This window comes from Vibrio sp. TRT 17S01, assembly GCF_050113695.1.
Taxonomy (GTDB): domain Bacteria; phylum Pseudomonadota; class Gammaproteobacteria; order Enterobacterales; family Vibrionaceae; genus Vibrio.
In genome coordinates, this window is sequence record NZ_JBNJOG010000002.1 from 157412 (window position 1) to 172285 (window position 14874).

Genomic DNA, 14874 nt, shown 5'->3' on the forward strand with positions numbered 1-14874 from the left:
ATGTTTGTAATTACCTAACCGAAGTAATACGGCTAGCTTTTTCACCAGTTACCGATACTGAACGAATAAAGACTTCACCAGCGACCTTTGGCTTAGCTTCGTCAGAATACGTTTTCCACTGCTTACCATCTAACGAGTATTGCAGTTCTACTCCTGGGAATTGGACATTCATCGACAACTCACCATTGTCAATTTTCGCTCCCGGTACAGGTAAACGATAGTCGATGCCAGCTTTTTCAAGCTTTGCTAACTCGCGCTGACCAAGAAGGTTAGCAAAACGGTTAAAGTCTTGGTTTAAGCGAGCCTTATCAACTAAGTTAGTCGCTTGAGAATACTCTACGCCAGCTTTGTAGTCGTTTTCCCAATCCGCGCGATGCCATGCACGCTCAGCGGCTGCAAGAACACGGGGGAAGACCATGTATTCATATTGCTCGTCATTGCGGACGGTTTCAGACCACAGCTGTGCTGACAAGCCATAGAAAGGTTTCGTAGTAATGTCCCCTTTTCCGGTAAACCCATTACCATCACGGTCAACGGAAGTTTCTGCGTTTTGAGGCATGTTCTCTGGTGCAAAACCAAACATCTTACGTGTATCGGTAGCACGTGTTGCCCAGTAGTAACCGCGCTCTTTCGGGTCAACTTCGTATGGCATGTCCATGTACACGTAGTCTGGGTTTGAAACTACAACGTCATAACCTTTCTTTGCCCACTCATAAACTGATGCGGTACCACCCCAATATAAGGTATCCCAGAAGTTTACTCGTTTATTCTCTGTCGCAAATGCTTTAGCACCATCACTGTACTTCAGACCGTCTTGCCAAGCTTGGAAATTAGGAATGCCTTTCTCCGCCACAATCTTAGACACTTGCTCTGCAAAGTGACTTGGCAAGTGACCAAAGTCGCTTACTGTGCCGTCAGCTATCAACGTCTGACATTGTGGAGATTGCGCGAATGGCTTGTCTTGCTTCGATAGGTCAATCGTACCTTTCCAGCCAACCTTCTCTTCAGCATTCACATCTTGGAAACCAGCACCTAGCTTGATGTTCTTCGCTTCATCACCACCAAAGTGCCATGTTGTAAGCGGTGCGCCCGCTTCTTGGTGCATGGCTGCCACTTCAGAAATCACTTTATCCACAAAGCGAGTTGAAGATTCCATACATGGGTTGATGAAACTTTGCTTGTCGTAGAACTGAACCGTTGTGACATTTGATGTATCTTGTGGATCCATTAGTCTATATTCATTGGCTTCAGCCGTTTTACCTTTCGCCATTAAACGATCATAACGGGCTTCCATTGACACAACTGCCGCACGCGCATGAGCTGGCATATCAATTTCAGGAATCACCTCAATATTGCGAGCTTTTGCATATTTTAGGATCTCAACATAATCACGCTTACTAAAGTAACCACTACCAAAATTATCTGATGTCGGGCCCGAACCTAGCTGCGGTAGTAAACACGTTTTCTCTTCTAAATCGAAGCAACGCTGACTACCAATGTCAGTGAGTTCAGGTAACCCTGGTATTTCCAAACGCCAGCCTTCATCATCCGTAAGGTGAAGGTGTAGTTTGTTCATTTTATACGCTGCCATTTGGTCGAGTGTTGCCAAAATAGCGTCTTTTGAATGGAAGTTACGTGCAACATCCACCATCACACCACGATACTCAAAGCGCGGTGCATCCTTAATAGACAGTTGTGGTAGAGACTTAACATTCTGGCTGTCTATCAGGCCAAAGATAGACTGAACCGCATAAAATGCACCCACTTTATCAAACGCTTTAATTTCAATGCCATTTGAATCAATGTTAAGTGCATAAGCACCAGACTTCGCTAAGTCACCCGTGAAGCCAGCAGGAACAACAGTAACGCTAACAGGTAGCTTACCGCTCACATCCACACCTACCACTCCTGCACGATCTTTAATCGCTGCAAATTGTGCTTTATCAAATGCATGACTTGGTAACGCGATACCATTTGAAATATCGACCTCACCCTCACCGTTTTCTACAAACATTGGGCTTGGTAATAGTGTTCTAGACACATCTTGAGTCGCTAAGTCAGCATTCTTTTCAAAGCGAGACAGTGCATTGGCCATGACATTATTATCATCAGGAGTACGCTTTAGGTTATCTCCCTCAAGGCCTGAAACGAATGAATCAACTTCTTCTGTATTCAATGATGCAATGAGCTTAGGCTCTGTATTAGGTGCTGCGACGAACGCGCCTGGCATAAAGTCTGTTTCAAACAGCTGCCAGTACTCTGCAACAAGAGGAAGAACGACTTCTTCACCCGCAGCAAAACCATCAAACTTATCAGTAGGCTCTAGCTTATGTAGATCGCCCGTGACACGAGTGATTTTGAACTGCTCATTTTCCACATCAAGAATAAGGCGAATACTGTGGAAATAGATCGCCCAATCTTTCGCATTTACAGCTTCACCTTGATTCACCAAAGTCATGTTCACTTTGTTACAAGAAGCCCATTCTGCCCCTAAGTCCTGACAAGCTAGACCATCATTTGCACCATGATTTGTCAGAACTTGGTATTGAATATCAAGATTGTCCGCTAACGTGTTGACCACTTGTTGCTCAGAACTTTGTAGCGAAGAACATCCAGCTAATGTCGCAATGACAGAAGTAGCAATTAAACTATGTTTCAACATCTTACTTACCCTAAAACGAAAAAATTAATCAGCAAAAAAACGCTATTGCCTACCAATAACTTCAACATACAAGGAGTTTTTTCTATGCGTAAAATTATTCCGCTCTTAAAGTGATCATCTTCAAATTTTATAAAAACACTATTCAAGTTATCGTTGTAAAACATAAACTTATAAATCACGTTAAAATCTACAGAGTTAATTTAACGGGTTTACTGAGAAGCACATCACGAAACATAAGGCTTAAAGCTTTCCTTTTGACGATCTCGATCACTAAGCTGATAAAGTAGCACTGTTCGAAATCGTGGACATGATTGAGGAAATGTGATTTTTTTCGCATTTATATCACGTTAAATAACGTCAAAAATTTCAGATTTAACAAATTTACCGTCGCGGAAAATGGACTGTTTCTATGAAAAGATATTTCTATGCGTTACTCATTATCATCTTTGCTTTTCCTAGCTATTCAGAACCTCTTTTCTGGTCAGCGAAAAAAGGAAAGCTTGAGCTGGTCATTTTCGGTTCCGTTCATGTTGGAGATGAACGCTTCTATCCTCTCCCAAACACAGTAACGGATTACCTGTTAAACAGTGATGGTTTGATTGTAGAAACAGACATTCAAAACCCAGGAGAGGTGCAATACCCTCCACTTCGTATTCGCAGCCAAGCGTTACTGAATGAAACTCAACAAAATGAATTAGTTGGAATAGCAAAACTACTCAACTTAAATGCACAGGAACTGCTATCCCTCCCTCCATGGGCTACCGCATTACAAGTCCAGATGCGTCAGTTTGAATACTTAGGTTATTCCGCAGATAAAGGGGTCGACATCCAGCTACTTCGTCAAGCGGGATTAAACCAAATCCCTATACTCAGTCTGGAAACCTTTCAATTTCAAATTGATCTGTTAACCAAACAAGTAGAAGGGGGAAAAGAGTTACTCATCAGCACCATTGAGGAATTTGATAAAACGGAGCAGGCAACGCATTGTTTGATCGACAGTTGGCTCAAAGGGGATATCAAACACTTAGAGAAGTTTGCCAAACTAGCCGCTATCTCCCCAGAGTTTGAAGACCAATTCATTTACCAGAGGAATAAAGATTGGGCGGTGAAGTTGGATAAAGGGATCACATCTCAGTCGAGCAAAGGAAAGTATTTGGTCGTGGTCGGTACACTACATTTGGTGGGACGAGATAATCTTATTTCACTTTTAAAGCAACGTGGCTTTGAAACTAAGCAACTCTCTAACAGTGAAACGTCGCTATGTAAATTCGATTAGCTAGCTCCAGCTATCATTGCCTAAAATGCAAAAAAGGCGCTACATTTCTGTAGCGCCTTTTTTAAAAGATGGTCGGTGAAGAGGGATTCGAACCCCCGACCCTCTGGTCCCAAACCAGATGCGCTACCAAGCTGCGCTATTCACCGAGACATTGTCGGGCTCAATGCCCTGCAACGGATGCGTATAATACGGATTATCACGTTGAACGCAAGCCATTTTCTGTTTTTCTTTGCTAAAAAAATGCGTTCGGCTAAAACATCATCAGCGGGCTACAAAATGTGAGCAAATACACACCACGAGAAACATTAATGCAACCAATAGAACACAATTGATCCAGATCATTACCATAACTGTTAACAGGCTTTAGTTTAACCCTTGTCTTCTTTGACTTTGGAGGAAACGATGGACTTTTGGCTTGATCTCCTATTCGGAAATGCAGTGGGACTATCTTCCATGATAGTAATCTTTGGCGCTTTAGGTCTGATGCTTTTTTATGGCGGTTTCATTATCTACAAAGTCATGAACGACAAATCTCCTCACTAGATCGCTTAGCGACTATTCCGAGAATGGTAAAACGCTATGCACCGAAGTAGATTTTCTGTCTACTTCGGTTTTTTAGTTTCTATCCCACTGCTTCTACTGCCCTTTCATTCGCCGTAACGTTATAATCGTGAGTCTTATTTATTCCATCGAGATAAAGTGATGTCTCAAGAAGATGATTTGTCCTTATTTCAACAAATGATGGGTGACGTAAAACCACTCACACAGGACAGGGCTGAACATAAGAAGCAACATCAGGTCACCGAAAGCCATATCGCAAAACGGGAAGCGGCACTGTGGCTTGCTGATCAAGATCCGGATCATTTATCCATCGAACATGCCCCGCCGATAAAACCAGAAGATGTGATCGAGTTTAAACGTGATGGTGTCCAAGAAGGGGTTTACCGTAAATTAAGGCTTGGAAAATACCCGATTCAAGCGCGATTGGATCTGCATAGAAAAACGTTGAAAGAAGCGCGATCTGAGGTCACCTCTTTTCTCAAACAGTGTATTGCAATGGATATCCGAACAGTAATGATTGTTCATGGCCGAGGAGAAAAATCGAATCCACCAGCATTAATGAAAAGCTTTGTCGCCAGCTGGCTCCAACAGATCAAAGATGTGCAATGTGCCCACAGTGCACAACGGTTTCATGGTGGCACGGGAACCACTTATGTTTTGCTTAGAAAAAGCAGCGATAAAAAACTTGAGAACCGAGAAAGACACCAAAAACGCATGGGCTAAGCACGTAAATGGTGCTAAACTCGCGGCCAAATTTCGACCACAAACATTTGTGGTTTCCTCATACAGCCGTTGTGAAACGTATAGGTAAAACATGTCACAAGAATCTGCAAAACGCTTAAACAAATACATTAGTGAAACTGGCTATTGCTCACGCCGTGAGGCGGATAAGTTGATCGAACAAGGCCGTGTCACCATCAATGGCAAGATACCAGAGATGGGAACAAAAGTTTTTTCCGGTGATGATGTTTGTATTGATGGCAACCCTGTCAGCACCAAAGAAAAACCAATTTATCTCGCACTCAATAAACCAACCGGGATCACCTGTACCACAGAGCGAGATGTCGCAGGAAACATCGTTGACTTTATTGGGCATAAAAAACGGATTTTCCCTATTGGTCGTTTAGATAAGCCTTCTGATGGTTTGATCTTTTTGACGAATGATGGCGATATCGTCAACAAAATACTCCGAGCTGGTAATAACCATGAGAAAGAGTACGTTGTCCGTGTCGATAAACCGATCACCGATGATTTCATTCGAAAAATGAGCTCTGGCGTCAATATACTCGACACAGTGACGTTACCTTGCACTGTCACCAAAGAAACCAAATTCTCTTTCCGTATCGTATTGACTCAGGGCCTTAACCGCCAAATTCGTCGTATGTGCGAAGCACTTGGTTATGAAGTTTTCAAACTACGCCGCGTACGCATAATGAACATCACACTTGATGGTATTCCAAACGGCCAGTGGCGTTACTTGAGTGATGCTGAAGTGTCTAAAATATTAGCCATGTGTGAAGGCTCTAGCGGTACAGAAGAAGCGTCGAAAGTTGATAATAAAGGTCAACGGATTCGCAAAGCGACAGATGCAAAACTATTTGATAGCCGAGAAGAGAATCAAAGTTCAACCGCTCGTCGCAACCAAAAGTCACGTACCTTTAAAGGGCGAAATGCCGATGAGTTCCGTCATGCCCCGAACTCCAAAAAAGGACGACATGGTGCGAAAAACAAACCGAGCAACAAAGGAAAAACGGTTTATACACCCAAATCAGATCAACCAGCACAACGCGTGGCAACTAAGCCACGTACTGGTGGCACATTAAGTTTGAAGAAATAACCCACAAAAAAGGAGGAGCATCCGCTCCTCCTTTTTTATCTCTATAAGAAACTTGGGTTACTTAGTCCCAAAGATCTTATCACCAGCATCACCCAAACCCGGTACGATGTAACCTTTATCATTCAGTTTTTCATCGATTGCAGCCGTGTATAGCTCAACGTCTGGATGGGCTTTTTCTAGCGCTTCAATCCCTTCAGGCGCAGCAACTAACACAAGCACTTTAATGTGCTGACAACCTTTCTCTTTAAGAAGATCAATTGTTGCAATCATAGAGCCGCCAGTTGCAAGCATTGGATCAACAACAAGTGCAATACGCTCATCTATATTTGATGCAAGCTTGTTGAAATATGGTACAGGCTCTAATGTTTCTTCATCACGGTAAATACCAACAACACTGATTCGAGCGCTTGGTACGTGTTCTAGTACACCATCCATCATACCCAATCCCGCACGTAGAATTGGCACAACCGTTACTTTTTTACCTTTGATTTGATCAACTTCTACAGGACCATTCCAGCCATCAATCGTTACGCGTTCCGTTTCAAAATCTGCAGTCGCTTCATAAGTCAGTAAGCTACCTACTTCTGTTGCTAACTCACGAAAACGCTTTGTGCTGATATCACCTTCTCGCATCAGGCCAATTTTGTGCTTTACTAGAGGGTGTTTCACTTCAACAACTTTCATTTTCATCTCCGGCTTCTGGGTAAAATTTAAATAAACCTTCAAATTATAATCGATTTAAGTCGCAATATCTTGATCTAAAGCCAGCCAGAATCACTCCATTTGGGTTGTTTGCTGATTGTTTACTCAATGGTAAGGTTAAAAGAACAAAAAACACCAAAATGCCCTACCAACATTTAATCATCCCGCTAAGCGTAAAAAACTCACGCAAACGTTTGCTATCTAGGTTTATCCACTGTTAGAATAGCGCCGTTTTCATATCCAACTTTCAAACCGAGGACTTCCCCGTGAGTGGTAACAACTCTTCTCTTAGCTATAAAGATGCTGGTGTAGATATTGATGCAGGCAACGCGCTTGTAGATCGTATTAAAGGTGCGGTTAAGCGTACGCGTCGCCCTGAAGTAATGGGTGGTATTGGTGGTTTTGGCGCATTATGTGAACTGCCAACTAAATACAAGCAACCTGTATTGGTTTCAGGTACGGATGGTGTAGGAACGAAACTCCGCCTTGCTTTGGATATGAAAAAGCACGACACCATCGGTGTTGACCTTGTAGCAATGTGTGTGAACGATCTTATTGTTCAAGGTGCTGAACCTCTATTCTTCCTAGACTACTACGCAACAGGCAAACTCGATGTTGATACAGCAGCAGACGTAGTGTCTGGCATTGCTGACGGCTGTGTGCAAGCAGGTTGTGCGCTAATCGGCGGTGAAACTGCTGAAATGCCGGGTATGTACGAAGGTGAAGACTACGACGTTGCAGGTTTCTGTGTTGGTGTTGTAGAAAAAGAAGACGTAATCGACGGCACTAAAGTAGCCGCTGGTGACGCACTTATCGCTGTAGGTTCAAGCGGTCCACACTCAAACGGTTACTCACTGATCCGTAAGATCCTTGAAGTATCTGGCGCAGACAAAAACGAAGAGCTAGCAGGTCGCACAATCGGTGAGCACCTACTAGAACCGACAAAGATTTACATCAAATCAGCACTAAAAATGATTGAGAAACACGACATCCACGCGATTTCTCACATCACAGGTGGTGGTTTCTGGGAAAACATCCCACGCGTACTTCCAGAAGGTACTAAAGCGGTTGTTGATGGTAACAGCTGGGAATGGCCAATCATCTTCAAATGGCTACAAGAGAAAGGCAACGTAACGACTCATGAAATGTACCGCACATTTAACTGTGGTGTAGGCCTTGTTGTTGCTCTACCGAAAGATCAAGCAGACGCAGCGGTTGAGCTATTAAACGCTGAAGGCGAAAACGCTTGGGTTATCGGTGAGATCGCAAACGCTGCAACTGGCGAAGAACAAGTAGAGATCAAATAAGCATGAAAAGTATCGTCGTTTTAGTTTCAGGAAACGGTTCTAACCTGCAGGCAATCATTGATGCATGTGACAAGGACATTACTGGTGGTCGTGTTACCGCAGTATTTTCCAACAAAGCCAATGTCTATGCTTTAGAGCGCGCTGAGAAATCCGGTGCTGCGGCACACTTCCTTGATCCTAAAGCGTTCGATACCCGTGATGCTTTTGACCATGAGTTGATGAAGCAGATCGATGAATATAAGCCAGACGTCATCGTGCTTGCTGGTTACATGCGTATTCTAAGTGGTGAATTCGTTCGCCACTACATGGGCCGCATGATCAATATTCACCCTTCTCTGCTTCCTAAGTACCCAGGTCTTAACACTTATCAACGTGCAATCCACGCTGGCGATGAAGAGCATGGTACTAGCGTTCACTTTGTGACTGAGCAGCTTGATGGTGGCCCTGTTATTTTGCAGGCTAAAGTGCCAATTTTCGACGAAGATACGGTCGATACTCTAACTGAACGCGTTCAAACTCAAGAACACAAAATCTACCCTATGGTGGTTAAGTGGTTGGTTGAAGAACGCTTAGTGATGAAAGATGAAAAAGAAGCTTACCTTGATGGCAATCTTCTTGGTATGCACGGTTACGCTGAAGAATAATATTCTCACTAACAGTATGTAGAAGGCGAGCGTACAGCTCGCCTTTTTTGTTTTTCACCATTATTAATCCTCTATTCATCTTTGCTCCATTAAGCTATCAAAAAATGATGGAGGTAACCTATGGATCTTAAAAGCCTACTTAATCAAGCCCTCAATTCAGATATCGTCCAACAAGGACAAGCTCAAATCAAAAACAGTTCAAACTCTAATACTTTGAAATCGCTTGGCGCTGGCGCTGTTGGAGGCGGCTTAGTCAGCCTGCTTATGGGCTCGAAAAAGAGCAAAAAGCTCGGCAAGAAGTTAGGTAAAAACACGCTCAAAGTCGGCGGTGTTGCTGTTCTTGGTGCGCTGGCTTATAAGGTTTATAACGACTATCAAAATAAACAAACGTCCACTGGCACAACCGAAAACTTCAATGCTCAAGATGACTACCATAGTGAACTGATTCTAAAAGCGATGATTGCTGCAGCCAAAGCAGATGGCCATGTAGACCAGCAAGAGATGGCGCACATTGAGTCGACGCTTGAACAATCTGGTGCAGACACCGCACTACAACAGCTCGTTCATGCAGAATTAAACAAGCCGCTCGACCCAGTAGAAGTCGCTCGATTAGCCCGTTCGCCACAACAAGCATCTGAAGTTTATTTAGCCTCTCTTATTATTATTGATGAACAAAACTTTATGGAGAAGGCCTACTTACAAGAGCTAGCCAAACAGCTTCATCTAGACAATGAAGTCACGTATCAACTAGAACAACAGCTGCAAAATTAGTTTCATTGTATAAATTGCAAGCATCAGTTTATCAGGCTTGAGCTAGAGCAAGCTTAAGCTTTGAGTTTCCTAAATTGAGTGTGTATATTTGAGAGCAGTTATCATTTATTGGAGTTGAAGCTATGCAAGTATATGGCTGTTGTGAACTGGTTCGTGAGCTGTATGCTCAAATCGGCAGTGGTGACCAAGCGTATGTCCCACAAGCAATTTCATGCGCAGTAAGGGCGTTGAATGATATTGCAGCGGATGAGTCTCTACCTAAAGAAGCACGAGAGAAAGCCGCCTTTGCTGCTGCAAATCTGTTAATTTCCGACTTCGAGGATAAGTAATGAATCTGGCGAACTTTGAAAGCATGGATCCAGTGATGTTGATGAGTATCGTCAACATGAAGCTACGTGATGATTTTGGCGGTGACTTAGACAAACTTGTTGCTTACTTCGATATCGATAAAAGCGCGTTAGAAGCAAAGCTCGCCACTGCTGGTTTTGACTTTTTGCCAGATGCAGGTCAGTTTCGTTAACGATTCCTGCAAATACTAGATGCAAAAAAACCGCCCTATTCGGCGGTTTTTTATTTGCAGTGAATCGCGATTATTCTTCGTCGAAGAAATCGTCTTCATCATCCAATTCAGCTTGTGCTGCTGCAGCAAGTTTCGCTTCTTCGATACGGCGTGCTTTCTTTTCTGCTGCTTCTTGCGCTAAACGCTCTTCACGTTCAACGCGAACCTTACGTGCTTCGCCTTTACGTTCGTTACGAGCAGCTTGATTCTGAACAAAGCCCGCTAGCTCTTTTTCAGCCCACTCTTGAGCTTGAGCTTCAGTTTCAAAGCCAGTCTCACGCTTAGATACTGACGTTTTACGTGAAGTCACTTGGCGTGTGATCTCTGCACACCAACCGTTACGTTTTTCTGTAACACGAATGGCAAATTTTTTGTTGTTCGACATATTCATTTCCTAAGGGATTATTGAGGGATATAGCCATCCCTTGGCAAGCGCGGTATTAGAGCGCAAAAATGCGCCGTTGGCTATAAGTTTTTAAATAAAGAAAGCGCAGACCTTTCGATCTGCGCTTTAACTATGCTGCTAAGCAAAACTAACGTCTTCTCAATTAACCGACGTTCTTACGTGCGTTTTGGAACATTCGCATCCAAGCGCCGTTCTCGCCCCAACCTTCTGGAGACCATGAGTTCGCTACTGTGCGGAATACACGCTCAGGGTGCGGCATCATGATAGTTACGCGGCCATCTTGAGTCGTTAGACCCGTGATTGCGTTTGGTGAACCGTTCGGGTTGTTCGGGTATTGCTGCGTTGCATTACCGTGGTTGTCTACGTAGCGAACGGCAACCGTACCTGACGCTTCAATCGCCGCTAGGTGGTCAGCATCACGTACTTCTACGCGGCCTTCACCGTGTGATACTGCGATTGGCATACGTGAACCTTCCATGCCGTCAAAGAAGACAGAATCAGATTTCTGGACTTCAACTAGGCTGAAACGAGCTTCAAAGCGCTCAGATTCGTTGCGAACAAAGCGTGGCCACAAATCAGCGCCTGGGATCAGCTCTTTCAAGTTCGATAGCATCTGACAGCCGTTACACACACCAAGAGAGAAGGTATCTTCACGCTGGAAGAACCCTTCGAACTGGTTGCGAGCTTGCTCGTTGAACAGGATAGACTTCGCCCAACCTTCACCTGCACCTAGTACGTCACCGTAAGAGAAACCACCACAAGCCACTAGGCCTTGGTACTCTTCTAGAACCACTTGACCGGTTAGGATGTCGCTCATGTGGATGTCTGTTGCTTCAAAACCTGCACGATCAAACGCTGCTGCCATTTCAACGTGAGAGTTAACACCCTGCTCACGTAGGATTGCCATCTTAGGCTTGGTGCCTCTCGCAATGTAAGGTGCTGCAATGTCTTCGTTTACATCGAAGCTTAGCTTAACGTTCAGACCAGGGTCAGAGTTGTCTTTCTTCGCTTCGTGCTCTTGGTCAGCACATGCCGGGTTATCACGTAGACCTTGCATCTTGTGCGTTGTCTCAGCCCAGATAGTACGTAGTTCAGTACGGTTACGCTCAAGAACGACTGTCTCACCAGAAGTAATCACTAGCTCATCAGATGCTTCTACTGAGCCGATTACATGAGAACATGCCTCAAGACCGTTTGCTGCTAGCGTTGAAAGTACAGCGTCTAGGTCATCGTTCTTAACCTGAAGTACCGCACCTAGCTCTTCGTTAAATAGCGCCGCCAGTGCGTCATCACCTAGGTCAGCAATATCTGCTTTCACACCACAGTGACCAGCAAATGCCATCTCAGCTAGAGTAACGAATAGACCGCCATCGCCCTTATCGTGGTAAGCCACTACTTGATCGTTCGCGACAAGAGTTTGCACGCCTTGGTAGAAACCTTTTAGCTGCGCTGCGTTGTCAACGTCTGCTGGCTTATCACCCAGTTGCTTGTAAACCTGTGCTAGCGCTGTTGCACCTAGACGATTCTGACCATTACCTAGGTCGATTAGAACTAGCGAAGTATCACCTTTGTCAGTGCGAAGCTGAGGTGTAATTGTCTTACGCACATCTTCAACACGAGCAAACGCAGTGATGATTAGAGATAGCGGAGAGGTTACTTCTTTCTGCTCACCGTTCTCTTCCCACTTGGTCTTCATCGACATTGAATCTTTACCAACAGGGATAGTCAGGCCAAGTGCTGGACATAGCTCTTCACCCACCGCTTTCACTGCTTCGTAAAGACCCGCGTCTTCACCCGGGTGGCCAGCTGGAGACATCCAGTTTGCAGACAGTTTAATGTGTTTGATATCACCGATGTTTGTCGCTGCAATGTTTGTGATTGCTTCACCAACCGCTAGACGAGCAGAAGCGCCGAAGTCTAGTAGAGCCACTGGTGTACGCTCACCCATCGACATCGCTTCACCGTGGTAAGTGTCGTAGCTTGCTGCGGTCACTGCGCAGTTAGCAACAGGCACCTGCCAAGGACCAACCATTTGGTCACGAGCAACTAGACCCGTTACTGTGCGGTCACCGATAGTGATAAGGAATGTTTTCTCTGCAACCGTTGGTAGACGTAGAACGCGGTCCGCTGCTTCGTTTAGCTCGATACCGTCACGGTTAACTGCAGGGTTGTTTGCTTTTAGCGTTTTCGCATCACGATGCATCTTAGGCGTCTTACCAAGAAGCACATCCATTGGCATGTCGATTGGCGTGTTCTCGAAGTGTGAATCTTCAAGTTTCAGTTCACGCTCTTCTGTTGCGATACCTACTACGGCGTATGGTGCACGCTCACGCTTACAGATTGCGTCGAATACTTCCATGTTCTCTGGCGCAACTGCCATAACGTAACGCTCTTGAGATTCGTTACACCAGATCTCAAGTGGGCTCATGCCTGGTTCGTCGTTTGGTACGTCACGCAGTTGGAAGATACCACCACGCTCGCCATCGTCTACAAGCTCAGGAAGTGCGTTAGAGATACCGCCCGCGCCTACATCGTGGATGAACGCGATTGGGTTAGCATCACCAAGTTGCCAACAACGGTCGATAACTTCCTGACAGCGACGCTCCATTTCTGGGTTTTCACGCTGTACTGAGGCGAAATCTAGGTCTTCTGCTGATTGACCAGATGCCATTGAAGAAGCAGCACCACCGCCAAGACCGATGTTCATTGCAGGGCCACCAAGTACGATTAGGCTTGCGCCTACTGGGATCTCTTTCTTCTGAACGTGCTCGTCACGGATGTTACCCATACCACCAGCAATCATGATTGGCTTGTGGTAACCACGGACCTCTTCACCTGCGTGAGAGTTCACTTTTTCTTCGTAAGTACGGAAGTAACCCAGTAGGTTTGGACGACCAAATTCGTTGTTAAACGCCGCGCCACCAAGTGGACCTTCTAGCATGATGTCTAGAGCGTTAACGATGCGACCCGGTTTACCGAAATCTGTTTCCCATGGCTGTTCAAAACCAGGAATACGTAGGTTAGACGTAGTGAAGCCAACAAGACCTGCTTTTGGCTTACCACCAATACCAGTCGCACCTTCGTCGCGGATTTCACCGCCTGAACCTGTAGAAGCACCCGGCCAAGGAGAAATAGCCGTTGGGTGGTTGTGAGTTTCCACCTTCATTAGGATGTGCGCTTTCTCTTGGCTGTAGCCGTACTGGCGAGTTTCTGGGTTTGGGAAGAAACGACCGACATCAGAGCCCACCATCACTGCTGCATTATCTTTGTATGCAGACAGTACGTTTTCTGGTGTCGTTTCAAATGTGTTCTTGATCATTTTGAACAGAGACTTCTCTTGCTTAACGCCGTCGATAGTCCAGTCTGCGTTGAAGATCTTGTGACGACAGTGCTCTGAGTTCGCCTGTGCAAACATCATTAGCTCTATGTCGGTTGGATTACGATCAAGTTTGTTTACGAACGCATCGTAAAGGTATTCGATCTCATCATCCGCTAGTGCAAGACCTAGGGTAACGTTTGCGTTTTCAAGCGCAGCGCGACCACCAGCAAGTAGGTCAACGTCCGCGACTGGTGCAGGTTCTGCCACTTGGAAAAGCGCCGCTGCTGAATCGAAGTCAGTAAAGATAACTTCCATCATGCGGTCATGAAGAATCGCTTTAAGCTCAACCAGTTGAAGCTCAGAAAGGCCAGATGATGTTTCGATGTAGTAAGCCGTACCGCGCTCTAGACGAGCAACTTTAGCTAGGCCACAGTTATTCGCGATGTCAGTAGACTTAGAAGACCATGGTGAGATAGTACCAGGGCGAGGAGTCGCAAGTAGAAGAAGACCTTCAGGCTTGTGCTCTTCAATTGTCGGACCGTAAGTCAGTAGTTTTTCTAGTTTCTCAACTTCAGACGCATCTAGGTCTGCCGTTAGATCAGCAAAGTGGGCAAACTCAGCGTAAATACCTGTTACAGGTAGGCCTAGTTCACGACAAAGCTCTAGAAGCTTGTTAACACGAAATTCAGATAGAGCTGGGGAGCCACGAAAAATTCTCATGTACTTAGGTCTCTTATGCAATTGATTAAGGTGATATTGGAATAAATTCAGTGGGTTATACTGTTTTACTTCGAAGCTATTCCCGAAGGTTTGAAAACCTATGCCGATTC

General features: G+C 45.0%; 13 protein-coding genes and 1 tRNA gene. 9 read left to right on the forward strand and 5 right to left on the reverse strand.

Annotation, left to right across the window (positions count from 1 at the left end; translation table 11 throughout):
- Positions 1 to 10: 10 nt before the first annotated feature.
- On the reverse strand, positions 11 to 2662 hold the full coding sequence (locus ACQEXS_RS04020) for a beta-N-acetylhexosaminidase (RefSeq protein ID WP_427012915.1): 2652 nt from the start codon (positions 2660 to 2662) through the stop codon (positions 11 to 13).
- A 409-nt stretch (positions 2663 to 3071) separates the two neighbouring features.
- On the opposite strand from ACQEXS_RS04020, the gene ACQEXS_RS04025 reads away from it, so the two are divergent.
- Entirely contained in the window at positions 3072 to 3938 is an 867-nt protein-coding gene (locus ACQEXS_RS04025; protein WP_427012916.1) for a TraB/GumN family protein, read from the forward strand.
- A gap of 69 nt (positions 3939 to 4007) precedes the next feature.
- On the opposite strand, the gene ACQEXS_RS04030 is transcribed toward ACQEXS_RS04025, so the two are convergent.
- Positions 4008 to 4084: transfer RNA gene (locus tag ACQEXS_RS04030), tRNA-Pro, on the reverse strand.
- 256 nt (positions 4085 to 4340) lie between these two features.
- Between ACQEXS_RS04030 and ACQEXS_RS04035 the strand changes: the two genes are divergently transcribed.
- The 3 genes from ACQEXS_RS04035 (at position 4341) to rluF (ending at position 6336) form a co-directional block, all read left to right on the forward strand.
- Positions 4341 to 4481: a DUF3149 domain-containing protein gene (locus tag ACQEXS_RS04035; protein WP_005476401.1), complete on the forward strand. Its 141-nt coding sequence runs from the start codon at positions 4341 to 4343 to the stop codon at positions 4479 to 4481.
- 159 nt (positions 4482 to 4640) lie between these two features.
- A complete protein-coding gene (smrA, locus tag ACQEXS_RS04040) occupies positions 4641 to 5222 on the forward strand; it encodes a DNA endonuclease SmrA (protein ID WP_427012917.1) in 582 nt (193 codons plus the stop codon).
- A gap of 91 nt (positions 5223 to 5313) precedes the next feature.
- Complete coding sequence (gene rluF / locus ACQEXS_RS04045) at positions 5314 to 6336, forward strand: 23S rRNA pseudouridine(2604) synthase RluF (RefSeq protein WP_427012918.1); 1023 nt, start codon at positions 5314 to 5316, stop codon at positions 6334 to 6336.
- Positions 6337 to 6393: 57 nt separating this feature from the next.
- Here the strand turns inward: rluF and upp are convergent, their stop codons facing one another.
- Positions 6394 to 7020 (reverse strand): uracil phosphoribosyltransferase, encoded by a 627-nt coding sequence (gene upp, locus ACQEXS_RS04050; RefSeq protein ID WP_367989200.1) that lies wholly within the window; start codon positions 7018 to 7020, stop codon positions 6394 to 6396.
- Positions 7021 to 7304: 284 nt separating this feature from the next.
- On the opposite strand from upp, the gene purM reads away from it, so the two are divergent.
- The 5 genes from purM to ACQEXS_RS04075 all read left to right on the forward strand — a co-directional run bounded on the left by purM (position 7305) and on the right by ACQEXS_RS04075 (position 10280).
- On the forward strand, positions 7305 to 8345 hold the full coding sequence (gene purM / locus ACQEXS_RS04055; protein ID WP_367987073.1) for a phosphoribosylformylglycinamidine cyclo-ligase: 1041 nt from the start codon (positions 7305 to 7307) through the stop codon (positions 8343 to 8345).
- Between the two features lie 2 nt (positions 8346 to 8347).
- A complete protein-coding gene (gene purN, locus ACQEXS_RS04060) occupies positions 8348 to 8989 on the forward strand; it encodes a phosphoribosylglycinamide formyltransferase (protein WP_427012919.1) in 642 nt (213 codons plus the stop codon).
- A 120-nt stretch (positions 8990 to 9109) separates the two neighbouring features.
- Positions 9110 to 9760, forward strand: a complete 651-nt coding sequence (locus ACQEXS_RS04065; RefSeq protein WP_427012920.1) for a tellurite resistance TerB family protein — start codon at positions 9110 to 9112, stop codon at positions 9758 to 9760.
- Between the two features lie 122 nt (positions 9761 to 9882).
- Positions 9883 to 10089, forward strand: a complete 207-nt coding sequence (locus tag ACQEXS_RS04070; protein WP_039478024.1) for a YaeP family protein — start codon at positions 9883 to 9885, stop codon at positions 10087 to 10089.
- A complete protein-coding gene (locus ACQEXS_RS04075; RefSeq protein ID WP_427010040.1) occupies positions 10089 to 10280 on the forward strand; it encodes a DUF4250 domain-containing protein in 192 nt (63 codons plus the stop codon). The genes ACQEXS_RS04070 and ACQEXS_RS04075 overlap by 1 nt, the downstream gene beginning before the upstream one ends.
- Before the next feature lie 70 nt (positions 10281 to 10350).
- Here ACQEXS_RS04075 and ACQEXS_RS04080 read toward each other — a convergent pair whose 3' ends face one another.
- Positions 10351 to 10704: a DUF3622 domain-containing protein gene (locus tag ACQEXS_RS04080; RefSeq protein WP_427010039.1), complete on the reverse strand. Its 354-nt coding sequence runs from the start codon at positions 10702 to 10704 to the stop codon at positions 10351 to 10353.
- A gap of 163 nt (positions 10705 to 10867) precedes the next feature.
- Positions 10868 to 14764 (reverse strand): phosphoribosylformylglycinamidine synthase, encoded by a 3897-nt coding sequence (gene purL / locus ACQEXS_RS04085; protein WP_427012921.1) that lies wholly within the window; start codon positions 14762 to 14764, stop codon positions 10868 to 10870.
- Positions 14765 to 14874: the final 110 nt, after the last annotated feature.